The sequence below is a fragment of the Roseibium sp. LAB1 genome, from assembly GCF_054658235.1.
In genome coordinates this window covers 66,197-89,549 of record NZ_BAAGIB010000003.1, presented here as the reverse complement: position 1 = coordinate 89,549, position 23,353 = coordinate 66,197, and the positions used below count along the sequence as shown (strand labels likewise).

The 23,353-nt window shown below is 59.7% G+C and carries 19 protein-coding genes; 15 read left to right on the top strand and 4 right to left on the bottom strand.

Annotated elements, in window-relative coordinates; translation table 11 throughout:
- Positions 1-2: 2 nt before the first annotated feature.
- On the top strand, positions 3-878 hold the full coding sequence (locus ACYQ54_RS18295; RefSeq protein ID WP_460085103.1) for a LysR family transcriptional regulator: 876 nt from the start codon (positions 3-5) through the stop codon (positions 876-878).
- Positions 879-928: 50 nt separating this feature from the next.
- Here ACYQ54_RS18295 and ACYQ54_RS18290 read toward each other — a convergent pair whose 3' ends face one another.
- Entirely contained in the window at positions 929-1,837 is a 909-nt protein-coding gene (locus ACYQ54_RS18290; RefSeq protein ID WP_460085100.1) for a LysR family transcriptional regulator, read from the bottom strand.
- A gap of 163 nt (positions 1,838-2,000) precedes the next feature.
- On the opposite strand from ACYQ54_RS18290, the gene ACYQ54_RS18285 reads away from it, so the two are divergent.
- From ACYQ54_RS18285 to ACYQ54_RS18240, 10 genes are all read left to right on the top strand, one after another.
- On the top strand, positions 2,001-3,041 hold the full coding sequence (locus ACYQ54_RS18285) for a hypothetical protein (protein WP_460085099.1): 1,041 nt from the start codon (positions 2,001-2,003) through the stop codon (positions 3,039-3,041).
- Positions 3,042-3,048: 7 nt separating this feature from the next.
- Positions 3,049-4,197, top strand: a complete 1,149-nt coding sequence (locus ACYQ54_RS18280; protein WP_460085096.1) for an MFS transporter — start codon at positions 3,049-3,051, stop codon at positions 4,195-4,197.
- Between the two features lie 111 nt (positions 4,198-4,308).
- Complete coding sequence (locus ACYQ54_RS18275) at positions 4,309-4,539, top strand: hypothetical protein (RefSeq protein WP_460085093.1); 231 nt, start codon at positions 4,309-4,311, stop codon at positions 4,537-4,539.
- An 88-nt stretch (positions 4,540-4,627) separates the two neighbouring features.
- Positions 4,628-6,154 carry a YifB family Mg chelatase-like AAA ATPase gene (locus tag ACYQ54_RS18270; RefSeq protein ID WP_460085091.1) on the top strand — a complete coding sequence of 509 codons (1,527 nt, stop codon included), beginning with the start codon at positions 4,628-4,630 and terminating at the stop codon, positions 6,152-6,154.
- Positions 6,155-6,193: 39 nt separating this feature from the next.
- Entirely contained in the window at positions 6,194-7,318 is a 1,125-nt protein-coding gene (locus ACYQ54_RS18265; protein ID WP_460085090.1) for an NAD(P)/FAD-dependent oxidoreductase, read from the top strand.
- A 98-nt stretch (positions 7,319-7,416) separates the two neighbouring features.
- The gene (locus tag ACYQ54_RS18260) at positions 7,417-8,328 is read left to right on the top strand and encodes an ABC transporter substrate-binding protein (protein ID WP_460085087.1); all 912 of its coding nucleotides are present in this window, start codon (positions 7,417-7,419) and stop codon (positions 8,326-8,328) included.
- Positions 8,329-8,616: 288 nt separating this feature from the next.
- On the top strand, positions 8,617-11,076 hold the full coding sequence (locus tag ACYQ54_RS18255; RefSeq protein WP_460085084.1) for a c-type cytochrome: 2,460 nt from the start codon (positions 8,617-8,619) through the stop codon (positions 11,074-11,076).
- Positions 11,073-13,157, top strand: a complete 2,085-nt coding sequence (locus ACYQ54_RS18250) for a peroxidase family protein (protein WP_460085081.1) — start codon at positions 11,073-11,075, stop codon at positions 13,155-13,157. The genes ACYQ54_RS18255 and ACYQ54_RS18250 overlap by 4 nt, the downstream gene beginning before the upstream one ends.
- A gap of 114 nt (positions 13,158-13,271) precedes the next feature.
- Positions 13,272-15,026, top strand: coding sequence for a sigma-54-dependent Fis family transcriptional regulator (locus ACYQ54_RS18245; protein WP_460085078.1), 1,755 nt, complete (start codon positions 13,272-13,274; stop codon positions 15,024-15,026).
- A gap of 136 nt (positions 15,027-15,162) precedes the next feature.
- Positions 15,163-16,962: an NAD(P)/FAD-dependent oxidoreductase gene (locus ACYQ54_RS18240; RefSeq protein ID WP_460085075.1), complete on the top strand. Its 1,800-nt coding sequence runs from the start codon at positions 15,163-15,165 to the stop codon at positions 16,960-16,962.
- 183 nt (positions 16,963-17,145) lie between these two features.
- Here ACYQ54_RS18240 and ACYQ54_RS18235 read toward each other — a convergent pair whose 3' ends face one another.
- Positions 17,146-18,186, bottom strand: coding sequence for a zinc-dependent alcohol dehydrogenase family protein (locus tag ACYQ54_RS18235; protein ID WP_460085073.1), 1,041 nt, complete (start codon positions 18,184-18,186; stop codon positions 17,146-17,148).
- A gap of 164 nt (positions 18,187-18,350) precedes the next feature.
- Here ACYQ54_RS18235 and hisC point away from each other — a divergent pair, with 164 nt between their 5' ends.
- The 4 genes from hisC (at position 18,351) to speB (ending at position 21,609) form a co-directional block, all read left to right on the top strand.
- Positions 18,351-19,412: a histidinol-phosphate transaminase gene (hisC, locus tag ACYQ54_RS18230; RefSeq protein ID WP_460085070.1), complete on the top strand. Its 1,062-nt coding sequence runs from the start codon at positions 18,351-18,353 to the stop codon at positions 19,410-19,412.
- Between the two features lie 95 nt (positions 19,413-19,507).
- Entirely contained in the window at positions 19,508-19,825 is a 318-nt protein-coding gene (locus tag ACYQ54_RS18225; protein WP_460085068.1) for a heavy metal-binding domain-containing protein, read from the top strand.
- A gap of 7 nt (positions 19,826-19,832) precedes the next feature.
- Entirely contained in the window at positions 19,833-20,423 is a 591-nt protein-coding gene (locus tag ACYQ54_RS18220) for a GNAT family N-acetyltransferase (RefSeq protein ID WP_460085065.1), read from the top strand.
- Between the two features lie 196 nt (positions 20,424-20,619).
- A complete protein-coding gene (gene speB, locus ACYQ54_RS18215) occupies positions 20,620-21,609 on the top strand; it encodes an agmatinase (RefSeq protein WP_460085062.1) in 990 nt (329 codons plus the stop codon).
- Between the two features lie 6 nt (positions 21,610-21,615).
- On the opposite strand, the gene ACYQ54_RS18210 is transcribed toward speB, so the two are convergent.
- Both ACYQ54_RS18210 and ACYQ54_RS18205 read right to left on the bottom strand, forming a co-directional pair.
- Positions 21,616-22,923: a hypothetical protein gene (locus ACYQ54_RS18210; RefSeq protein WP_460085059.1), complete on the bottom strand. Its 1,308-nt coding sequence runs from the start codon at positions 22,921-22,923 to the stop codon at positions 21,616-21,618.
- On the bottom strand, positions 22,923-23,201 hold the full coding sequence (locus ACYQ54_RS18205) for a hypothetical protein (protein ID WP_460085056.1): 279 nt from the start codon (positions 23,199-23,201) through the stop codon (positions 22,923-22,925). The genes ACYQ54_RS18210 and ACYQ54_RS18205 overlap by 1 nt, the downstream gene beginning before the upstream one ends.
- Between the last annotated feature and the right edge of the window lie 152 nt (positions 23,202-23,353).

The window sequence follows — 23,353 nt, the reverse complement described above, 5'->3', positions numbered from 1 at the left end:
GATTGAAGAAGGAATTTGATATCTCTAATTTAGATAATATGGATATCGTTCTGCTGAAAACACTGGTGGCGGTTGCCGAGACAGGCTCCTTTTCGGGCGCTGCCCAGGCGCTGAATTGTGTTCAGTCGAACGTGACGTCCCGAATCCGGCGCCTTGAAGAGCAATTCGGGCAGAAAGTCTTCCAGCGCAGCAAGGCGGGAGCCCGGCTGACGGAGTTCGGCGAACAGGTTCATGCGCGTGCCGTCGCGCTTTTGCGGCAATTTGCGGCGGCGGAGCGCGATCTTCTGGAAGCCGCCGGAGCAGGCGCACCGCTCAGGCTCGGGTCCATGGAAACGACGGCTGCCGTTCGCCTGCCTGCCATTCTCAAACGCCTGAAAGACAACAGCGCCGCGCCACTGTCCCTGACGACCGGCCCAACCGCCGAATTGCTGTCTAAGGTGTGGGACCAGAAGATCGACGCCGCCTTTGTCGCCGGCCCTGTCGACGGCACCCGTTTTCAGGCCACGCGCGCCTTCAGCGAGCGGCTTGTCTGCGCCAAGGGGGCAAGCAGTCCGGACAACGGACCTCTGTTGGCCTTTCGGCACGGTTGCAGCTATCGCGCCGTAGCGCAGGCCTGGCTTGGCAGCATTGGCCAGAGCGACAGGGAAGTAACGGAAATGGGCACGCTCGAGGGAATTCTGGGCTGCGTCGACGCCGGTCTCGGGTTCACTGTTGCTCCGGAAAGCGCAGTTCTCGGCTTCCGCAATGCCGATCAGCTAAAACTGAGCCCGCTACCGGCGCCTTTCGGCGATGTCGTCACCTATCTCGTCTGGCGCATCGATCACAAACCGGTCGAAGCGCACAGAAAACTGCTGGAAATCCTGGCAGAACCGGCCTGAAGTTTCAGGCCATCGGGCGTTGCGGCAATTTCCGTGTCTTTTCCATCACGTCAGACCACCCGTAAATCCGGCTGCATCTTGCCGGCCAGAGCCGAGCGCGGAGCGATGGCGTTCTGCAGGAGGTCGTTAAGGTGTTCTTCCAGGTAATCGACAATGGGAGACTGTGTCGTGGTCTGGGTGTAGATCGCAAGCTGTGTTGCTGGCAGCTTCGGAAAGCCATCCTGCTCTTTCAGGATCTTGAAGCCTTCCAGAATGGCGCCTGACGGCAGGCAGCACAGGCCCGCGCCCGACAGCACGGCCACCTGGGCGGCGGCTACGCTGGTGGTGGTAATGCGCTCGTACCATTGCCGGCCGGCACGGGCGAGCGAACCGAAGGAGATTTCCCGGAAGGGGCAGGGCTCCGGAAACATGATCAGGGGCAGCGGGTCTGTCAGCGGGCAGTTGTCACCCACGGCCCAGTGCAGCGGTTCCTCGAAAATCTCGACCGGTTTCTGCTTGGTCTGCGACACGAGCGCAATGGCCAGGTTGATCTCGTTGTTGGACAGCATTTCGTGCAGGGTTGCGCTGTCGGCGACCGTCATTTCAAGTTTGACGTTGGGATGGATGCGCACAAAGTTGCAGAAGATCGATTGCAGCTGGCCGGTTGCATACCATTCCGGCAGGCCGACATGCACCGTACCGGTCAGCTCCGGTGCCGACAGGCGCAGCCTGGCTTCCTCGTGCGATCTCAGGATTTCGGTGGCATGTTGATAGAGGATCCGGCCTGCTGGCGTGAGGTTCATGGTACGCGCACTGCGCTCGATCAGCGGCTTGCCGACCCGTTCCTCCAGGCGCCGCAGCTGGGTGCTTACGCAGGGTTGTGTACGATTTAGCCGCGACCCTGCATGGGTGACGTTGCCGGCTTCCGCAACGGCAACAAAGGCTTCCAGCAATTCTATATTAAAACGGCCAATGGTCATGTCCCTGCCTCCGTTTTAACGCAAGACGACCTACGCGGTTTTCCGCCGGTCCAGCGCCAAGCAAGCATAACGTTCCATTATGGGCCGCTTCAATTATAAATTTAAGGGTCGGTAAAAAATCCCGTAATCCGAGAGTCTCTTTTTGTCAAAACAGGTATCCGCCATGACTTTAGCGCTTTCCTACGGCCAGCCGGAGCATGGGCCAGATCACCAGACGACCGGCCCCCTTTCGCTGCAACAAAGAGTTCACAGGGCAATTGCCTGCCACACGGAATTCAGTCTCGATACGATCCTGACCCAGGACAACCGGGTGAAATACACCAACGAAGGTAGCTCGGACACCGCCACCGGGCCGCTCGACGAAGTGTTTCAGCTGATGCGTCAGCTCAATGAAGCAGGTATCGCGTCGGATACGCTCGGCCGGATTCATGAGGACGGGATGTCCTTCCGCACAGCGCTGGAGGAGAGCTGCAGACGGATTGCCGAGGAGCTTGCGGGCGAGCGGTTGATATACGTGGAACTGGGGCCGGAGCCGGTCAAGACCGGGTTCATTCTCAAGACGCTGCAGGGCATGGGTGTCATCATAGATCGCTATATCGCCGTCGACATCAACCCGATGTCTGCCGCGCCAATGCGGGCGGCCCTTGCGGCGGTCCTGCCGGATACCTCGCTTGAATTTGTCACGGCACCGTTCGAGGACTGCCGCCTGGAAGACATGGTCGAAGACGGTGCCCCGCCCGCGCTTGTGACGATGCTCGGATTTCAGGAAGGCAATGACGATCCGATGGTGGTCAATGGCTGGCTGCGGGACATCACCCGGCCTGGTGACCTGCTGCTGTCGGAAAGTCAGCTCTACACGACCGAACAGACGGACAAGATTTCCGGTTTCTACGCCCATCCGTCCATGCAACGGTTTTCTCGCATCGCGTTTGAACGGGCGGTCGACCGCAGTCTGCCCACCCTCAACCGCTTCTTTCTGCTGCCGGTCGTGTTTGACGATGGCCAAAGCGCGCAAGTGGCCATTCTGGCCGAAGAATTCGCACACTCAATCAGCGGAAGAAACTTGCATGTTTCCAACTTCTGCCTGAAACTCACGCGCGATCAGTATCGCTCGTACAGGCAGGAAGGCGGCTATTTCGAAATTTTCGGCGAGAGCTACACGGATGACCAAACACTTCACTTCCAGCTCTCCCGCCGGGTTTGAGATGACCTTGGCACAGACTCGCGGTCTTACTGCCGCGGGTCTCGCCATCGTCGCTGTCACCTACGGACTGGCACGCTATTGTTTCGGCCTGTTCCTGCCGGAAATCCGCCAGGAATTCGCGCTGTCGCCTGAAACGGTCGGATTGATCGCCGGCCTGTCCTATCTGGGATATCTGGCGGCGACTTTCGTCGGATCCTGGCTGTCGACGGTGTTCGAACCGCGCCTGCCGATCCTGCTCGGCGGCCTCGCCGCCACAACAGGCATGGCCATGATCGCCCTGGCACAGACGCCCTTCGTGCTGGCGCTTGGCGTCTTCGTTGCCGGAGCGAGCCCCGGTCTTTCCTACCCGCCATTCTCCGACGTCATCGTGCGCCATACGGAACTCAGCCGGCAGAATGGCGTCTATGCCTGGATCAACTCGGGCACTGGGTTCGGCGTCGCCTTTGCCGGGCCGCTCGCCCTGTTCGCAGGTGGCGACTGGCGCCTGGCCTGGCTGGTTTTTGCGGTCATCGCCCTCAGTGTGACGGTCTGGAACGCGGCGACCTTGCCAAGGCGGAGCGTGCATCTGGAACACGCCCGGACCAGGGTTTCGCCGTGGATCCTGCTGGACCGGACCGCGCGCAGGCTTTTTGTGGCGGCGTTTCTTTTCGGCATCGTCACCGCCGTCTACTGGACCTATGCGGTCGAACTCCTGACCATGCTGACGGGCAATCCGCGGGACGCGATCCTGTTCTGGATCGTCCTCGGGATTTCCGGCGTAACCGGGTGTTTCGCCGGTGGTCTTGTCGATCGCTGGGGCCTGCGCACCGCCTATCGTATGCTGGCACTTCTGGTCGGGGCTTCGATCGGCACACTGCCGCTGCTGGTGGAAACAAGGCTCGGGATCTACCTGTCCGCCGCCTGTTTCGGTGTCGGTTTCATCGTGATGACGGCCCTCTTCGGCATGTGGAGCATGAGGCTCTTCCGTCAGGCGCCCTCCATCGGGTTCGGCTTCACCTTCTTCCTGATTTCCCTGGGGCAGGGGGTCGGGCCGGTGGTGAGCGGTTTCCTCATTCCGGTTGTCGGCCATTCGGCACTGTTCTTCGCAGCGGGGCTTTTATGCTGCGCCCTGGCCGCCTTTGCGAATGAAAGGCAACCTGAAGTCGCCAGACCATAACAGCGGGTTATGGTCGGCAATGCCCACATAACCGCTATGTGCTGGCCTTTCCCGGAAATTGCAAGCATTGTTGCGGCACGCTGTGATTGATAACAAAATGCGATAGGATCGATGATACTCACCGCCGCAAACACCGCCGGGGCCAAGCTCGATATGGAGCTGTGCCGCGCGCTTTATGAAAAAGACCCTGACCGGCTTCTGGAGCTTGTGTCCAACTGGCTGGAAACCAACGGCCTGCAGCCAAGTGAAGACTTTCAGGTACCGGCTTATCTGCATGCTGCTCTGACCCGTGCCAACGTCTCCGTTGCCAGCGGCAGCAAGCTGCGCGTGCTGGTGTCCTGACCGGACAGACCAAGTCTGTTCCATATTTGTTCTTGCGTCTTTTCACGACATATGCTTCGCTGACCTGCATCTGTAAGTAGAGGTGAATATGGTCAGCCGGATCACGACGGTCGCGTTTCGGGGCATCGAGGCAGTTCCGGTGGACGTGCAGGTGCATGTCGGGCCGGGCATGGTTGCCTTCACCATTGTCGGCCTGCCCGACAAGGCCGTTGCCGAAAGCCGGGAGCGTGTTCGCGCGGCGCTTGCCGCCTCGGGTCTGGCCCTGCCGGCCAAGCGCGTCACAGTCAATCTCGCCCCTGCTGACCTCCCCAAGGAAGGCTCGCATTACGATCTGCCGATCGCGCTGGGCGTGATGGCTGCAATCGGCGCCATTCCTGCTGAATTTCTGGAAAAATACGTTGTTCTGGGCGAGCTTGGACTCGACGGCACGCTAGCACCCGTTGCCGGTGTCCTGCCGGCCGCCATGGGTGCCAACGGCATCGGCAAGGGGCTGATCTGCCCGGAGGCCAGCGGCGGAGAGGCAGCCTGGGCCGATGCCGACATGGATATTCTCGCTCCTCGCTCGCTGATCCAGCTCGCCAATCACTTCAAGGGAACGCAGGTTCTCTCGCGCCCGGTGGCCCGGCTGCGCGGCAATGCCGGTGTGCTGCCCGACCTTGCAGAGGTCAAGGGCCAGGAAAGTGCGCGGCGAGCGCTGGAAATCGCGGCAGCCGGCGGGCACAACCTGCTGATGACCGGACCTCCCGGTTCCGGCAAGTCCATGCTGGCGCAGCGCCTGCCGTCGATCCTGCCGGCCCTCACCCCGCGCGAGCTTCTGGAAGTCTCGATGATCGCCTCGCTTGCGGGCGAACTTGCCGAAGGCAAATTGACCGACCGACGGCCCTTCCGCGCTCCGCATCACTCCGCTTCCATGGCCGCTCTTGTCGGCGGCGGGATGCGCGCCCGGCCGGGAGAGGTCTCGCTCGCCCATAACGGAGTGTTATTCCTCGACGAACTGCCCGAGTTCAATCCGCAGGTTCTCGACAGCCTGCGCCAGCCGCTGGAATCGGGCGAGGCGGTGATCGCCCGCGCCAATCACCGTGTCACCTATCCGGCCCGCATCCAGCTGGTGGCGGCCATGAACCCCTGCCGCTGCGGCCACGCGGGCGAGCCGGGCCACCAGTGCCGCCGGGGCGAGCGCTGCGTTACCGATTATCAGGCCCGGGTGTCCGGACCGCTGCTCGACCGGATCGATGTCAGGATCGAAGTTCCGGCCGTTACCGCTGCTGACCTGATCGGCCCTGCCGCCAGCGAACCGTCCGCCGTTGTGGCGGCACGTGTTGCCGAAGCGCGCAGGATCCAGGCAGAACGTTTCCTGGAACTCGGCCTCACCTGCCGCACCAACGCCCAGGCCCCCGCCTCGATCGTCGAGACCATGACGCGGCCAGACGACAAGGGTCTTGCCTTTCTGCGCGATGTCGCTGAACGTCTTGCCCTGAGCGCGCGCGGATACCACCGCGTCCTGAAATTGGCGCGGACCCTCGCCGACCTCGACGGCCAGGACACAGTCGGCCGTATTCATCTGGCCGAAGCCCTGAGCTACCGCGGTGAAGACATGTCCCGAAAGGCGGCGTGACGGCGTTGACGACCTGTTTCCGAGGATTTGTCTGAGCCAATGACACCCGACGTCATTATCATCGGCGGCGGCATTGCCGGCCTGAGCGCGGCCTGCTTTCTGTCCGAGTTTGCGCAAGTGACGCTTCTGGAGCGCGAGCCGGCGCTGGCAACGCAGTCTTCAGCCCGCACGGCAGGGCAATTCACGGTCGGCATTTCCGCCGACATGATGCGTGCGCTGGCAGCGGCGAGCCGGCCGTTTTTCCACGCGCCTCCACCCGGGTTTTGTGAGCATAGGCTGGTCGCGCCCCGCGGCTGTCTGACAGTCGGGCGTGAGGAGCATCGGCCTGTTCTGGACAGGTTGATGGCAAGGCTGCAGGAGGTCGGGTCGGACTGCCGGTTTGTCGACAGACAAGAGGCTTTGGCCCTGTTTCCGGCCCTCCGGCCGGAACGGGTTCATGCGGGAGTTTTCGAAGCAGACGCGATGGACATCGATGTCGATCTGCTGTTGCAATCCTACCGAAAGACGGCGTCTGCAAACGGTGCCCGCTTCGTCTGCACGGCGGAGGTTTCTTCCATCCGGCGGGCAGCCGGAAAATGGCATGTGACGGCCGGTGATCTGACGGTGTCGGCGCCCGTTCTGGTCAATGCCGCCGGGGCCTGGGCAGACCGGATAGCGGGTCTTGCCGGCGTCCCGGTGCTCGGTTTCAGGGCCTTTCGCCGGTCCGCCTTCACGTTCCCGCTCCATCGGCCGGAAGCCGGTGCCTGGCCGCATGTCACCACTGCCGATTACACCTGGTACGTCCATCCGCAGCCGCACGGCTTCACGGCGTCACCGGCAGAGGCTGACCCCGTTCGGCCGGGAGAGGTTTATGCGGATGACTTTCGCCTTGCCGAGGCGATCCATCATATCGACATCGACACCGAGCTGGCCGTGCCGCGTCCATCCGCAAGCTGGGCAGGACTGCGAACCTTTGCGCCTGACCGAAACCCGGTCTGCGGTGGCTTTGCAGACTATCCGGGGTATTTCGTAAGTGCAGGCCAGGGTGGTTGCGGGGTTCTGACGTCGCCTGCCATGGGCAGGGCACTGGCTGCCCTCGTTGACGGCCGGAACCTGCCGGGTGATCTGTCCTCCTGCGGTATCACACAGGAGCAGCTGGCACCTGGACGGTTCTTGCAGGACTGATCTTCTTCATTTGACAAAGATTGCAATTTCCAAGAAAAAATCCCTCAAGCCAGTCGGGGTTCGGCAAGCCAGATAACTTGTTATGCCGGAGAGTCCCCTTGCGCTTCCTATCCATTCTTTGTGTCTGCGCAGCCTTGCTGCCGGGCACGCTGTCCGCTGCCGAAATTACCCATGCCATGGGCACCACCGAGGTGCCGGACAATCCGCAGAAGATCGTCGTTCTCACCAACGAAGGCACCGAAGCGGTGCTCATGCTGGGCAAGACGCCCGCAGGTGCCGCCTCTTCCTGGTATGGCGATCCCTGGTACCCGCATCTTGGTGACCGGATGGCCGGAGTTGAAGTTGTGGGTACGGAGCTTGCGGTCAACCTGGAACGGCTCGCCATGCTCGAGCCGGATCTGATCCTCGGTAGCAAGAAGCGGCATGAGGAAATCTATCCTCAGCTCTCCGCCATTGCGCCCACGGTGTTCGTGGTGAATGCCACGGACTTCAAGGAAAACATGAAGCTCTATGCACGGTCGGTCGGCATGGAAGCGGAAGGCGAAGCGCTCGTCAGTGACTATGAAGCCGACGTTGCGAGGTTGCGCGCCGCCCTTGGAGAGAAGGCCGGCGATATGGTTTCCGTTGTCCGTTTCGTGCCTGGTCAGCTTTACGTTTATCGTCATGACAGCTTTTCCGGCGTCGTGCTCAAAGACATCGGCTTCAAACGGCCGGCGGTTCAGTCTCAGGACGGTCTGGCACTTGCCGTCGGCAAGGAAAGCATCCCGCACATGGAAGCTGATCGTATGTTCTACCTCACGTATGACACCGGCAATGGTGAAGGCACGGCCCTGGAGGGCGAAACGCTAAAGGACCCGCTCTGGGCCAATCTGGAAGTCGTCAAGGCAGGCAGGGCCCATAAGGTCGACGATGGTGTCTGGGCAACCTCGCAGGGAATTCTCGCAGCCCGTGCAATGCTTCAGGACATTGCAAGGATTTATGGGACGGACGTCGACTTCAGTTCCAACTGACCCCTTTGGAGGGACCAAGGCCCGGATCAATAGCTCTGACCCGGGTCACCTTCCCGTCCTGGTCATCCGTCACGAAACAGAAATGATTGCCGGATCGAAGGAATACAACCATATTGCAAAATGAGGTTGCATTTCAAAAGGATGCCGTCACACCACCGTCACGGGCAACGGCGGGAAACCTTCCCTTCCCTGAAAATAAGAGCTAACCTTACGTTAGGTAATTAAGCGCATCGGCAGTTGAAAAGCCGGACCATGCGTTTGACCCACCAACGCGAGAGGGCGGGCTGAATGGCCTCGAGAGAACCGGCACGGCCAGGCAAATCGGAAACCGGTGGAGACGCGGGGCTGATCGACAGCATCGCCCGTACCAATGCCGAGGCCATTTCCACGGTTCCCGGTCTGGCTCGCCGCCCACAGCACCCGAAACATCACGGCTGTGTCCGCGCCCGCTTCATCGTCGGAGAGGTGCCCGAAGACTTGCGTCACGGTCTCTTCGCCTTGCCGGGCACATATGACGCCCTTGTCCGGTTTTCCAACGGCCGCAAACTGGATGACCGGAAGCGGGACGCCCACGGCATGGCCATCAAGGTGCTTGGCATCGACAGGGAATGGCTGTCGGCTGAAAACCCGGACGGCCAGGTGCAGGACTTCATTCTCGTCGACCAGGAAACCTTTTTCACCGGCGACCTTGGCGACTATGACGACATCAACACCCTGCTGCTTAAACGCGGCCTTGCCCGCCTGAGACCCCTGTCGCGGCTTCTGTTCACGGGCTTTTATCTGTTCGGCAGGATCCGGGCCTTTGTCTCCCATCGGCCGTCATCCCCGCTTGCTAGCCGATATTTCAGCACCACGCCCTATCGGCTCGGTGATCGCCTGGTGAAATATACAGCGAAGCCCAGGCCCGCAGCCGTGGAACCGCCAGGTGGCAAGCCCGGGCCAGACCAATTGGCGGCCACGCTGAAGGAAACCCTGGCCCGCTGCCCGGTGACGTTCGAATTCGGCGCCGATGTCCAGACCGACCCCGTCTTGCAACCTGTCGATGATCCATCGGTTGCCTGGTCGCGGGCACCGAGCGCACGTCATGAGCGGTTGGCAACGCTGGAGATCCTGCAGCAGGACTTCGACCCGCATGCTCCGCTGGCCGAAAACATCGCCTTTTCACCCTGGAACTGCCTGCCGGCGCACGAGCCTGTCGGAGCCATCAACCTCGCCCGGCGTCAAACCTACGAGAGCGCCGCACGCAAACGGCACGAGGTCAACGGCGTTGTTCCACCTGTCTCTGCCTGCATTCCGGAAAGCTACAAGATGCAACAACCATCCGTATCGCCCAGAAACGACGGTATGCCGCTCTGGCTGGCGATTGTCGCCGGATTGCTGCTGGCGGCCTGCCTGATCCTGGAAGGCAAGCGCCTCACCATCAAGCCGGGCCCACCACATACCTTTGACAACCCGGTCGCCGAATTCAAATACGGCTCCATCGGCGCCGAATGGGACGGGTTCCCCTATATGGTCTGGCGCGAACTGCCGGCAATCTTCAGGGACGAGCTGCCCGAAGGTTGGCGTAGCTTCGGCTTCATCGAGGAGCCGGGACAGACCCTGCCGGTCGGCTTCAGCATCCGGCGCGTCGGTGTGCCGAGGGTCGGCTTCAATTGCGCCACCTGCCACAGTGCGGAAGTCACTGCTGGTGGCAACACCATGCTCTTGCTGGGTGCGCCTGCCGAACAGCTTGACATCCAGTCCTACATTCTCTTCCTGGGCTATGTTGCCGCCAGCGAGAAGCTGACGGCGGATGCGGTGATTAAAAGCGCCGCACAGGCCGGCCGGCCCCTGGGGCCGATCGACCGGTTGCTGGTGCGCACCATTCTGGTGCCCGGCATCAAGGATCAGGCCGATGGCCTGGCAACTGCCTTCAGCTGGATGAAGGTCAAGCCGCAACACGGACCCGGGCGCACGGATGCCGGCAACAACTGGCGCGCGCGCTGGGGTTATGGCCCGGAAAAGGACGACGCGGTCGGAACGGTCGATTTTCCTTCGGTCTGGAACCAGGGCATCCGCGAAGGTGGCTGGTTTCACTGGGACGGCAACAACAATTCACTGATCGAGCGAAACTATTCCGCGGCCCTTGCCGGCGGCGCCAAGGAATGGCTGCTGCAGCGCGATCTGATCGATGCCCAGGCAGACTGGCTGCGCCACCTGCCACCGCCCGCCTATCCGCTGCCGGTGGACGCGGACAAGGCCGCAGACGGCGCGCAGATCTATCAGCGGGAGGGCTGCGGCACGTGTCATGACCCCGGAGGAGAAGCCTTTGGTCAGGTGACACCCTTGTCCGACCTGCAGACCGATCCGGCACGGGCCGATCTCTTCGACGAAGCCTTCGTCAGCCGGTTCGGCGATGTCGGCAAGGGGTACACCTGGCGGTTCTCTCATTACAGGGCAACAGACGGCTATGCCAACACTGCGCTGGACGGCATCTGGGCGCGTGGGCCCTACCTGCACAACGGGTCCGTGCCGACGCTTCGGGCGCTGTTGTCACCACCGGAAGACCGCCCGGCAACCTTCTATCGTGGCTGCACGGACTTCGATCCGGTGGACGTCGGCTTTGCCTGCGACAGCGGTTTCCTGTTCGACACGGAACTGACCGGCAACGGCAATGGTGGGCATCTTCATGGAACCGGTCTGCCGGAAGGCGAAAAATCCGCGCTGATCGAATATCTCAAATCCAAGCAATATCCGGGGCGGTCATGAGGCTCAGCGCATCCTTCAAGGGAACCTTTCTCGACATTATCTGCCTGCTGGTGGGCACGATCATGGCCTATCGCGGCTTCGAGGAATTCTTCCGCTACGACTTTGATCCCATACACATGATCCTCGGCCTGGCGCTTGGTGCCGGCGCCTATGCGAACTGGCTGATGTTTCGGCGTCTTCGCATCGGGTACTGGATCTTCATTGGCGGCAACATTGTCGTTGCCTTCATTTTCATCTTCGTGCTGCAGGATGTCTGGCACCATCATGTCTGGCCACACATCCTCTACGCGCTGGTGTTCGTGCCCTTCCTGGACCAGCTCGGCGCCCGCTCCGAGCGCGATGTCCTGAGGGACCCGCCGGTCCACAAGCGGATCCTTGGGTTCATCGGGGCGCAGGCGCTGAAACTCGCCGTGGCCTTTCCAGCGCTTGTCGAACTGGTCAAACGCTGCGGTCCGCTCAGCCGCGTCGTCAACCGGCTCGTCATCAACGGCATATCAAGCGCCCCACCCGGTCGTCCGCTGCCGCTTTCGCTCTGGACACCCCACGACCCTGAAACGCATCTGGAAATGGTTGCGGGCCCAAAGGATCCGGAAAAAACCACCAGCACCTTCGCCAGCTGGCCGGGTCTGGTCGATCGACGCTATACCGGCCGGCACCTGCCGCCGGTCGATCAGGACTTTGTCGACGCCCTGCCGGAAGTTCCAAGGGTGGCGGAACTCTACAAGCGCACCGAGTTTGTCGAGAGCGATACCAGCGCATTGTTCTGCTTCTTCGCCCAGTGGTTTACCGACAGCTTCCTGCGCACCCATCCACTGAACAAGCGGATGAACACCTCGAACCACGAAATCGATCTCTGCCAGATCTACGGACTGGGCGAGGAAACCACCCTGTTTCTGCGAGAGGGGGCCTTTCTGAAATCCCGGCAGACACCGGTTGGCGAGTTGCCGCCGCTGCTTGCCGGAGAGGACCTTGAGGTGAAGGGCGAATTTGCCGGAATCCACTTCATGCCCATGTGGGCGACAACATTTCTTGGAACAGATCCCGAATGGGGATCCGCGAGAAAGCTCCGGGAACTCCTGGCGGGCATCGGCGATTGGGCCGTCACGCCCGAGCGCTGGAAATGCCACTATGCAGCCGGTCTGGAGCGGGCCAATTCCACCATAATCTACAGCGCGCTCAGCACGATTTTTCTGCGTGAGCACAATCGTCTTGCCCGCGAGATCGGAAAACGAAACCCGCATTTCGGTCCGGACCGTGTCTTCGAAACCGCCCGCAATATCAATATCGTCAAGCTGCTCAAGGTCATCATCGAGGATTACATCAACCACCTGGCGAATGCACCGTTCCCGATTTTTGTCGAGCAGGGTGATGCGGACAGGCGGCTGTGGTACCGCACCAACCGCATAGCGCTCGAGTTCGACCTGCTTTACCGCTGGCATGCCATGGTGCCCGACAGGTTCCTGTTTCAGGGCCAGGTGCTGGCCAATGAGGACTTCCGCTTCAACAACACGATCATCGAAAAGCAGGGCGTCGAAGCGGTTATCGATGCGGCGGCGCGCCAGCGGGCCGGCAAGCTGACGCTTCAGAACACGCCTTTCTTCCTGCAGGGTGCGGAAGAGCGCACGCTCGCTTTTGCCAGAAGGTTCCGCCTTGCCCCCTTCAACAGCTATCGCGCGTCCTGGAAGCTTCGGCCTTACGACAGCTTTGCCGAGCTGACGGGCGGAGACAAGGATCTCGCCGCGCAGCTGGAACAGCTCTATCCCGACTGGAACGGCGTGCGCGGCATCGACCGGGTCGACCTTCCCATTGGGCTGCTGGCCGAGGACCGGATGCGCAAACGTCCGCTGCCACCTCTGCTTCTGGCCATGGTCGGATCCGATGCCTTCTCCCAGGCGCTCACCAATCCGCTTCTGGCCAAGAATGTCTTCGGGCCGGAGGTCTTCACCGACTACGGCATGGCGGAAATCGCGGCAACCTCCAGGTTCCAGGACATTGTCGACGTCAATGTCGCAGCCAACGCCAAGCGGCCCCACGCTAATTTCACCATCGACAAGGACACGCTGATGGTCTGGCCGGGCTGAAAATCCTGCCACGGGACAGCAGCTCAACGGCATCCGGGCTCACGCATGAGCCGGCAAAATTTGCAAAGCCTGCCCGAAGGGCTATCGTGAGGCGCTGTGTCAAGGGAGGATGGCATGCGCGACCTTGAACATGTGAGTGAAATAGACCGCGTACTGAAGGGGTTCGAGACCGGCAGGGATGGGCTGGTGTCGGCAAGCTGGCGCCGGTGTGTCCAGACCTACGGCATGGACCCGACACGTCCGGAGCCTGCGCACATCGTCACCGAACAGCAGCTGCGCGAGCACCAGGAGCAATCCGAACGTCTGATTGCAACGGCGCGCTCCGGCCTGCGTACCCTGTTCAAGCAGGTGGCCGGGCACAACTATGTGCTTCTTCTGGCCGATGCCAAGGGCGTGTGCGTCGACTTCTTCGGCGATCCGCGTTTCGAGGACGACCTTCGGCAGGCGGGCCTCTATCTCGGGTCCGACTGGTCCGAGGATCTGGCAGGAACCTGCGGCGTCGGATCGTGCATCGTGACGGGGGAAGCCGTAACCATCCACCAGAGCGACCACTTCGGCCTGTCGCACACTCCGCTCTCCTGCACGGCGGCGCCCATCTACGACACCTGCGGCAAGCTGGCGGCGGTTCTGGATATTTCCCTGCTGCGGTCGCCAAGCCCGAAATCGAGCCAGAACCTTGCCATGAACCTGGTGAAGGCCTCCACTCGCCGGGTCGAGATGGCCAACCTCATGGCGACAACGCGCAAGGAATGGGTTTTGCGGTTTTCAACGTCGCCGGAGTTTCTTGAAGTCGATCCGGAAGCCGCCATTGCCCTGGATGAGAGCGGACGAATAACGGGCATGACGCACGGCGCGCTTGCGTGTCTTGCGCCTTCCGGCTCGGCCGACCTGATCGGAAGCCGGATTGACATGTATCTGGATCTTGATGTCGACGATCTGCCGTCGCTGATGCGCGGCCGCCCGGCGGAAGACCGGGTTCTGCGCCGGCGCGACGGCGGCGGGCTGTACGGCCATGCCATTGCGCCGCAGGCGGCCCGCATGGCGCGAACGCCCGCCTCCGGCACCCTGCCGTCGCCACTTCGTGGCATATGCGGACAGGATGCGGCGCTGTCGCAGGTGGTGTCAAAGATTGCCCGGCTTGCACCTACGCAGGTTCCGATCCTGCTTTCCGGCGAAACCGGAACAGGCAAGGAGTATCTGGCAAGAGCCATCCACGTCCTGGGCCCTGCCGACCGGTCGTTCCATTCGCTCTGCTGCTCCGCTCTGAAACCGGAAAAGGTCGGCGCGTTGACGGATGCGGCAGCCGGAACACTGTTTCTGCGCGGGATCGAAGACCTCGATGCAGCCGCTCAAGCCGCCCTGCTCGCCCTGCTGGAGCAACGCAGCGACCTTCGCGTGGTCGCGACGACGCGCCAGGACCTTGCCAGTTCCAAAAGCATCCGCGCATTGCGGCCCGAACTCTATTTCAGGCTTGCCGGTTCTCTCATGCAGATCCCGCCACTCCGGCATCGTCAGGATTTGGACTGGCTGGTCGATCGATTGCTGCGGCGCTCACCAAGGGACCTTCGCCTGTCACCCGCAGCACGGGCTGACCTGAGTGGCCGGCACTGGCCGGGGAATATCCGCGAACTCGCCACGGTGCTCGATATCGCGACAGCACTTGTGGAAGGTGACGTGATCGACATTCCGGACCTGCCGCCGGCGACGATGTCCAGAAGGGCCGAAACCGATCCGAAACACGAGCTTGAAGCGCTGCTGGAGGCTTGTGGCTGGAACATGTCGCAGGTTGCCCGGAGGCTCGACGTCAACCGTTCGACAGTGCTCCGGCGAATGCGCAATCTCGGGCTGGAGCCAAGGCCGCACGGCTGACCCGCGTGTTGCGTCCTGTTGCGCGCGCAACAGCAAAATGAGTTTCTGACGTGTCGCGTGATCAATTGATGTGCGCTGCATGGAAAAACGCAGGGGCGCTCTGCATTGTTTCCTCCATAGACAGGGAGGAACTGAAATGCTCGACAAACCACTGGTTCACGAGACCGAGACTTTTCTCAATACCTTCGGCAAGGCGCTGGAAGATGGCAGGATCGATGCGGCGACAGACATGTTTCTGGACGACTGCTACTGGCGCGACCTGATTGCCTTCACCTGGAACATCAAGACCGTGGAGGGCAAGGATCAGGTCCGGGACATGCTGGAGAAACAACTGGCGTCCACCGGACCGAGCAACTGGCGGATTGCGGAAGGAGAGATCCCGACGAAGGAGGGCGATGTCGTCACCACCTGGATCCAGTTCGACACGGAGCGTGCCCGCTGTTTCGGCCTGATCCGACTGAAGGACGGCAAGATCTGGACCCTGCTGACGACCATGTCGGAATTGAAGGGCCATGAGGAGCCGAAGGGCTTCAACCGGCCTCTGGGGGCCAAGCACGGCGCCAGCAAGCACCGCACGAGCTGGAAGGAGGAGCGCGAGCGTGAACTTGCCGAGCTCGGTTACAAGACACAGCCCTATTGCCTGATCATCGGTGGCGGCCAGGGCGGCATCGCGCTCGGCGCGCGCCTGCGCCAACTTGGTGTGCCAACCATCATCGTGGAAAAGAACGACCGACCCGGCGACAGCTGGCGCAACCGCTACAAGTCCCTCTGCCTGCACGACCCCGTCTGGTACGACCACCTGCCCTACATCAAGTTTCCGGAAAACTGGCCGGTGTTCAGCCCCAAGGACAAGATCGGCGACTGGCTGGAAATGTACACCAGGGTCATGGAACTCAACTACTGGACCCGAACCGTGGCGAAATCCGCCACCTATGACGAAGCCAGGAAGGAATGGACCGTCGTCGTGGACCGCGACGGCGAGGAAGTGGTTCTGAAGCCGAAACAGCTGGTCATGGCAACCGGCATGTCGGGCAAGGCGAATGTGCCGAATTTTCCGGGCATGGACACCTTCAAGGGCGACCAGCACCATTCGTCCAAACACCCTGGGCCGGACCAGTATCGCGGCAAGAAGGCGGTCGTGGTTGGTTCCAACAACTCGGCGCATGACATCTGCGCGGCGCTTTGGGAGCACGACGTTGATGTCACGATGGTCCAGCGCTCGTCGACCCATATCGTGCGCTCCGACACCTTGATGGATGTGGGGCTCGGTGCGCTCTACTCCGAGCAAGCGGTCCGGTCTGGCGTGACCACGGAAAAAGCGGATCTCATCTTCGCATCACTGCCCTACCGGATCCTGCACGAGTTCCAGATCCCCGCCTATGCGGAGATGAAAAAGCGTGACGCCGACTTCTACGAAGGGCTGGAGAAAGCAGGATTCTGGCTGGACTGGGGCGACGATGAAAGCGGCCTCTTTATGAAGTATCTGCGCAGGGGCTCCGGTTACTACATCGACATCGGCGCCAGCCAGTTGATTATCGACCGTGAGATCAAGCTCAAGCGCGGCCAGGTGAGCGAAGTGGTGGAAGATGGTGTGCTTCTGGACGACGGCACGAAGCTGGAAGCCGACCTGATCGTTTACGCCACCGGCTACGGATCGATGAACGGCTGGGTCGCAGACTTGATGGGTCAGGACATGGCCGACAAGGTCGGCAAGGTCTGGGGACTTGGCTCGGACACCACCAAGGATCCAGGGCCCTGGGAAGGCGAGCAGCGGAACATGTGGAAGCCGACCCAGCAGGAAGCGCTGTGGTTCCACGGCGGCAACCTGCATCAGTCCCGCCACTATTCGCAATATCTGGCACTTCAACTGAAGGCACGGATGGAAGGCCTGCCGACACCGGTCTACGGCCTTCAGCAGGTGCATCACCTGTCCTGAGCGTGTACGCAAGAACGGACCGAACAAACGGAAAAGCCGGGGGATGTTCCCCCGGCTTAGCCTGTAATCCTTAAGCACAACGTCACCATTGTCATCCCGGCTCGCGCTTTGCCGGGTCCGGGATGACCAGGAGAGAGGAGTATCTCTGGGAGCGAACGCCCGCTACTTCAAGCCGACGAAGCCCTAGAACCGCGTGACAACCGTCGCGCCGACGGCCTGGAACTTGTCCATGGAAATCAGTGCCTCGATAGCCTGCTCCAGGCTGATTTCCCTGCCCACCAGGCGTTCCGGGCTGAGTTTGCCGGTGCCGACCATGTCCAGCATGGCGCCATAACGGTGAGCCTGCATGCCGTGGCTACCAAGGATTTCCAGCTCCTGGCCTATCACCTTGGCCATCGGCACCTGAGGTGTGCTCTGGTCCGCCAGCATCAGGCCGATCTGCACATGGCGGCCGCGTCGGCGCAAGTTCTGGATGGAATTGAAACAGGTTACCGGATGGCCGAGCGCATCGACGGACACATGCGCACCGCCACGGGTGATCTCGATCACCGCGTCCGCGACATTCGCCGTGCTGCCCGCGTTGACCGTGGCAACCGCCCCGAGGTCGCGTGCCAGCGCCAGTTTCTCGTCGGAAATATCAACTGCAACCACGTTGGCACCGATAGCATTGGCAATCATGATGGCGGAAAGGCCGACACCACCGCAGCCATGCACGGCCACCCATTCACCTGCAGACGTTCTGCCCTGGTCGACTATGGCCCTGAAGGACGTGGCAAACCGGCAGCCGAGGCTTGCGGCGGTGGCAAAACTCATTGTCTCGGGCAGGGCAACCAGATTGAGGTCCGCCTGATGGATGCCGACAAATTCGGCAAACGAGCCCCAGTGGGTGAAGCCGGGCTGAAACTGCTGGTGACAGACCTGCTGATGGCCTGCGTGGCACTCCGGGCAGGCGCCGCAGCCACCGACGAAGGGCACGGTCACCCGGTCGCCTTCCTTCCAACGGGTCACGTTCTTGCCGATAACAACAACGGTTCCGGCCAACTCGTGCCCGGGCACATGCGGCAGGACGATATCCGGGTCATGACCCATCCAGCCGTGCCAGTCGCTTCGGCAGACGCCGGTCGCTTCCACCTTCAGCACGGCACCATGGGGTTCGGGCACCGGGTCGGGCACGGTCGTCAGCTTCGGCGCCTGCTCGAACAGTTCGTAAAGCACGGCCTTCATGATCAGGCTCCTTCAAACGGTCCGGCCTGTGAATCCGGCCGGTCTCTGCGTGCGCAGAAGCTACGGCAACACCGGAAAAGAACAATGTCAAAATCGCTTTTACCGCACGGGTTTGACGCCTATTGTGCCAGAAAACCACAGCAATTTCCGTCAGGATACGGTCCATGAGCAGGTTCTGGAGCCCAATCGTCAGCAAGCTGGTGCCATATACGCCGGGTGAGCAACCGAAGGACCGCAGCTTCATCAAGCTGAACACCAACGAGCATCCCTACGGTCCGTCGCCCATCGCACTCGGGGCAATTCGCGCAGCCACGGAAGACAGCCTGAGGCTTTATCCTGACCCAACGGCCGGTGCGATGCGGGCAACGATTGGCGCGAGCTTCGGTCTGGGCGCGGATCATGTCTTTGCCGGAAATGGCTCGGACGAAATCCTGGCCCACGCCTTTCACGGCTTTTACAGCGGCAAGGACAAGCTGCTGTTTCCCGATATCACCTACAGTTTTTACAAGACATATTGCGAACTCTACGGAATTTCCCACCGCACTGTGCCTCTCGACAAGGATTACAGGATCGATCCGGCCAGCCTTTGTGGACCTTGCGGCGGAATCGTACTTGCCAATCCGAATGCCCCGACCGGGATTGCCCTCGATCTTGCAGCGGTGCGGACCGTTCTTGAACAAAACCCGGACGTGGTCGTGCTGGTCGACGAGGCTTATGTCGATTTCGGCGCCGAGAGCGCTACCGATCTGGTTCCCGAGTTCGACAATCTTCTTGTGGTTCAGACCTTTTCCAAATCGCGGGGACTGGCGGGTCTGCGCGTCGGTTTCGCTCTTGGCCAGCCGCACCTGATCGAAGGCCTGCAGCGGATCAAGGACAGCTTCAATTCCTACCCGCTCGACCGGCTGGCGCTTGCCGGTGCCGAAGCGTCCTGGCAGGACACGGCCTGGTTCGAGGAAACCCGGCGCCTGGTGATCGCCGAACGGCAGCGGATGGCGGACGGGCTGCGTTCTCTCGGCTTCAAGGTGCTGCCGTCGGCGGCCAACTTCCTGTTCGTGTCGCACGAAACAAGCGCCGCACGGGAGCTTCTGACCGGTCTTCGGGACGAAGGCATTCTGGTCCGCCACTTCAACAAGGACCGCATCGACAACTGGCTGCGCATTTCAGTCGGCACGGAAGAAGAAGGCGAGGCTTTGTTGAAGGCGATGTCACGGCTCGTTGCCGGCTAGGGTCCACACCCTAAGCTCTTCCGGTTCCGCCGTTTGTTGCAAATTCAGGCGGGCGAACCCATGTCTCGATCATCGGTTCAAAAGGGAGACACCGCATGCTGGTCACCACCACCAATACCATTCAGGGCAAGGATCTGGACTACAAGGGTCTGGTGACGGGCGAGGCGATCCTCGGCGCGAACATTTTCAAGGACTTCTTTGCCGGTATCCGCGACATTGTCGGTGGCCGTTCCGGCGCCTACGAGGAGGAACTCGGCAAGGCGCGCAAGATTGCCATCGATGAAATGTGCCACCAGGCTCAGGGAATGGGTGCCAATGCGGTGATCGGTGTCGATCTCGACTATGAAACCGTCGGCCAGAACGGTTCCATGCTGATGGTCAGCGCCACCGGCACAGCAGTCTTCATCCGCTGATCCTGCCATGTCAGCGAAGATTTCAATCCTTGCCGGATTTCCCGAAGACCAGCGGCCGGTCGCAGCGCGCCTGTTCTGGCAGGCCTTTTCCGGCAAGCTCGGCAAGGTGCTGGCACCGGAGGACAAGGCACTGAGGCTGGTCGAACGCATCCTCAATCCGGAGTTTGCCATCAGCGCCGTCGATGAAGACGGACGGCTTCTGGGTCTTGCCGGTTACAAGACCTCCGACGGTGCCCTTGCAGGCGGCAGCCTCGCCGACATGACAGCGGTCTACGGCATGTTCGGCGGCCTTTGGCGCGGTTTCCTGCTGGACGTTCTGGAACGCAAGATCGAACCGGATTGCTTGCTGATGGACGGCATCTTCGTTGCGGAAACGGCGCGCGGCCAGGGCATCGGCGGCACGTTGCTGAAAGCCATCGGCGAGGAAGCGCGCCAGCGGTCACTCTCCCGCGTGCGACTGGACGTCATCGACACCAACCCGCGGGCAAAGGCTCTTTACGAGCGCTCGGGGTTCAAGGCAGTTGGAGAAGAAAAGACGGGTTTTCTCGAGCTTCTGTTCGGTTTTTCCTCTGCAACCCGCATGGAAAAGCAGGTTTAGCTCGTCTGAACCGATCAACCGCAGTCCCCCAAGGTGTCACCCCGGATCTCTCTGCGTTCGTCCGGGGTTACCTTGAAGGAGGCATGCACGGGTTCCCTGCAAATATGGGCTGATGTCCAAACATCACGCGACACCCGGCTCTTTTCCCTCTCCCGCATTGATGCTCTAGTCGGTAAAACCCAACAGGAGCTTCTGAATGTCCTCACACGGTTATGAAAGCGGGCGGTTGAACCTGCCTTTTGTCGGCATCTGCACCTTCGGCAAGTCTCCTTATCAGCCGGATTGGGATGCCATCGAGGCGGATGTTGCCGTCCTGGGGGCCCCGTTCGACTTCGGCACCCAGTGGCGTTCCGGTGCGCGCATGGGGCCGCGCGCGATCCGGGAAGCCTCGACGCTGTTTTCCTTCGGCCATGCGGGCGCTTACGATTTCGAGGACGACATCACCTATCTGCCCGCGGAAACAACCCGCATCGTGGATCTGGGTGATGCCGATATCGTGCATACGGACACAATGGAAAGCCACAGGCGCATCGAGTTCGGCGTGCGCAAGATATTGGCGGCGGGCGCGTTGCCTGTAGTGCTGGGCGGCGATCATTCGGTCAACATTCCCTGCATCAACGCCTTTGACGGCGAAGACCCGATCCATGTCGTGCAGATCGATGCACATCTGGATTTCGTCGATGAACGTCACGGCGTCCGCTACGGCCACGGCAATCCAATGCGCCGTGCGGCGGAAAAGCCTTATGTCACCGGTCTGACCCAGATCGGCATCCGCAACGTGTCCTCAACCTCGCGCGATGGCTATGAAGACGCTCGCAGGATGGGCTCGGACATTCTTTCTGTGCGCCACGCCCGCAAGCTTGGAACAGAGGCGCTGCTTGAGCGAATACCGGTCGGTAAGCGTTATTACCTGACACTTGATATCGACGCGTTCGACCCGTCCATCGCGCCGGGTACAGGCACGCCAAGCCATGGCGGATTTCTCTATTACGAAGTGCTGGAGTTGCTCGACGGCCTGGCAAAACAGGGGGACATCGTCGGCATCGATCTGGTGGAGGTTGCACCGGACTACGATCCGACGGGCTCGACGAGCATCCTCGCCGCTCAGGTCCTGATGAATACCATCGGCAGGGTTCTGCATCATCGTAAAAATTCAAAGTATAAGATAAGTAGTTTCAAAAAATAAAATATATCACGAGAAAATATCTAATATAATATTAATTGTCCAAAAGACAGAATAGTACAGCAAAATCATTCCAGTAATAAAAAGAATAATTTGGGCGGCGCCTTTGTTAAATAATGCAAGTCTTACGGTGTCTCGCCAAATATTCGCTAACCAACCCTTAGATTGACCGAGGAGCGGTCTCCCAAGTAATACGTCGCTCATGTACCAAACAAAAATCAATAATAAGGGAATTAAGCAAACATAAGCATGTTTCTTCGTGAAGTTAGCCATTTCTGTAACCCACCAGAGTGGGGCGATATCTTTGTCGGCAAAGCCAGTTACAAAGCTTATTAGACTCAAGATTATTGCGGCTAGGGTGAGAAGGAAGAAACGATATCGATCTGTAATTTGTCGTCTTTCGGCAAATTTTGTATCTAGATACTCTTTTTTAGCGATGATTGATTCTCGAGCAGATTCGTCGTTGAATGGTGGAAGATCAATTTTCCGCTTTGAACGCGCTGCTCTTTCGGAGCAAATAGTTTTAAATGATTTTAGATATGCAAGTACACCAAGAATACTAACTTGGTCAGCAGGGCTAAGTTTTCGCTTGGATACAATTATATAGTAGTATAATGAATAAATAATTCTATTGCACCATAGCAAAGAATCTCCAGACGTTGCGTGCGTTGTTATAATTGTATCTGCGTCAGGTCCGTGATGTTGATGATGATGTGAAATATCTCGGACGAAGTAGTAGAATTGGTCAGCCATTCCATGATCAATCCGGTCTCCGTCCAAAAAAGCTGCAGAGTGCGAATTCTCATAAAGCGTCGGATCTTTCCATTTCAACCGCCAGATACAAATAAAACCATCACGAGACAAAATAACGTTAGCAAATAGGTCTGAATTTACTTCGAGATGGTTGTGTATTTCTGCGTAGGGGCTTCTAAGGTCTTGAGTTGAATATTCTGCATTACGAATTGTGGTCATCCACGATGGAAAAACTTCATCAATAGCTTTGCGCCCTGCGCTTTTTGCGCGCACGAAATAAATTCTACCGACTAAAGAGGCGTCAGAAGAATAATCACTACGTCTTGCTCTTGCACATAAAAAAAAGTCAAAATTTCCAGAAAGTCGAAGTAGCTTGGATGCTACTCTATAGAATAGCACGTCGCTCGCCTGACGAAATTGTCGTGCAAGAACGTACTGATGTTTTTCAGTTTCGACGTTAGAGTATTTTGCATGTTGCGGATGAGTGCATTCGCCAATAATTTTGAACGATAAACGTCCATTTACTGTTGGCACCCATCCGCGGTAGAATTTTTCCTGATGCATCACAAGACGTTGTCGACCACATCATCCCGTAATTTACCATTAAGTTCAATTCTATGGGCTTTGCGGTTGTAAACAATCCCTGCTCGGACACGGCCGTCTGGTAGCTCACCACGTTTTACCCGAGCTTGTCCTTTCAGCGCTGCCAAAAAAGACGGATAACGCGCTCTAGATTTTTCGTATTCGAGGCGGTCGTACTTAGCGAGCGCATATGCAAGGCGAAGCAGGGTCACTGCTACAGCTGCTAGCCCCAAAGCCCCCGCCAGCTGAACATAAGCCATGTGAGTCTCCCGATGATTCGTTCTGTATTATATGGCACTTTTCACTTGACATACAGACTAAACTGAGTCCGCCCTCGAATCGAGGTAAATGCGGATAGCAGTCTCGATGCAAGGCTATTATAAGTTGTAAAATCTAATCAAATTACAACTCA

What these genes read in the sequence shown, in the direction of transcription:
- ACYQ54_RS18210 (WP_460085059.1), bottom strand. Translation starts at nt 22,923, where the DNA reads ATGCATCAGGAAAAATTCTACCGCGGATGGGTGCCAACAGTAAATGGA.
- ACYQ54_RS18225 (WP_460085068.1), top strand. Translation starts at nt 19,508, where the DNA reads ATGCTGGTCACCACCACCAATACCATTCAGGGCAAGGATCTGGACTAC.
- ACYQ54_RS18270 (WP_460085091.1), top strand. Translation starts at nt 4,628, where the DNA reads ATGGTCAGCCGGATCACGACGGTCGCGTTTCGGGGCATCGAGGCAGTT.
- ACYQ54_RS18240 (WP_460085075.1), top strand. Translation starts at nt 15,163, where the DNA reads ATGCTCGACAAACCACTGGTTCACGAGACCGAGACTTTTCTCAATACC.
- ACYQ54_RS18220 (WP_460085065.1), top strand. Translation starts at nt 19,833, where the DNA reads ATGTCAGCGAAGATTTCAATCCTTGCCGGATTTCCCGAAGACCAGCGG.
- ACYQ54_RS18285 (WP_460085099.1), top strand. Translation starts at nt 2,001, where the DNA reads ATGACTTTAGCGCTTTCCTACGGCCAGCCGGAGCATGGGCCAGATCAC.
- speB (WP_460085062.1), top strand. Translation starts at nt 20,620, where the DNA reads ATGTCCTCACACGGTTATGAAAGCGGGCGGTTGAACCTGCCTTTTGTC.
- ACYQ54_RS18255 (WP_460085084.1), top strand. Translation starts at nt 8,617, where the DNA reads ATGGCCTCGAGAGAACCGGCACGGCCAGGCAAATCGGAAACCGGTGGA.
- ACYQ54_RS18205 (WP_460085056.1), bottom strand. Translation starts at nt 23,201, where the DNA reads ATGGCTTATGTTCAGCTGGCGGGGGCTTTGGGGCTAGCAGCTGTAGCA.
- ACYQ54_RS18250 (WP_460085081.1), top strand. Translation starts at nt 11,073, where the DNA reads ATGAGGCTCAGCGCATCCTTCAAGGGAACCTTTCTCGACATTATCTGC.
- ACYQ54_RS18245 (WP_460085078.1), top strand. Translation starts at nt 13,272, where the DNA reads ATGCGCGACCTTGAACATGTGAGTGAAATAGACCGCGTACTGAAGGGG.
- ACYQ54_RS18275 (WP_460085093.1), top strand. Translation starts at nt 4,309, where the DNA reads ATGATACTCACCGCCGCAAACACCGCCGGGGCCAAGCTCGATATGGAG.
- ACYQ54_RS18290 (WP_460085100.1), bottom strand. Translation starts at nt 1,837, where the DNA reads ATGACCATTGGCCGTTTTAATATAGAATTGCTGGAAGCCTTTGTTGCC.
- hisC (WP_460085070.1), top strand. Translation starts at nt 18,351, where the DNA reads ATGAGCAGGTTCTGGAGCCCAATCGTCAGCAAGCTGGTGCCATATACG.
- ACYQ54_RS18235 (WP_460085073.1), bottom strand. Translation starts at nt 18,186, where the DNA reads ATGAAGGCCGTGCTTTACGAACTGTTCGAGCAGGCGCCGAAGCTGACG.
- ACYQ54_RS18265 (WP_460085090.1), top strand. Translation starts at nt 6,194, where the DNA reads ATGACACCCGACGTCATTATCATCGGCGGCGGCATTGCCGGCCTGAGC.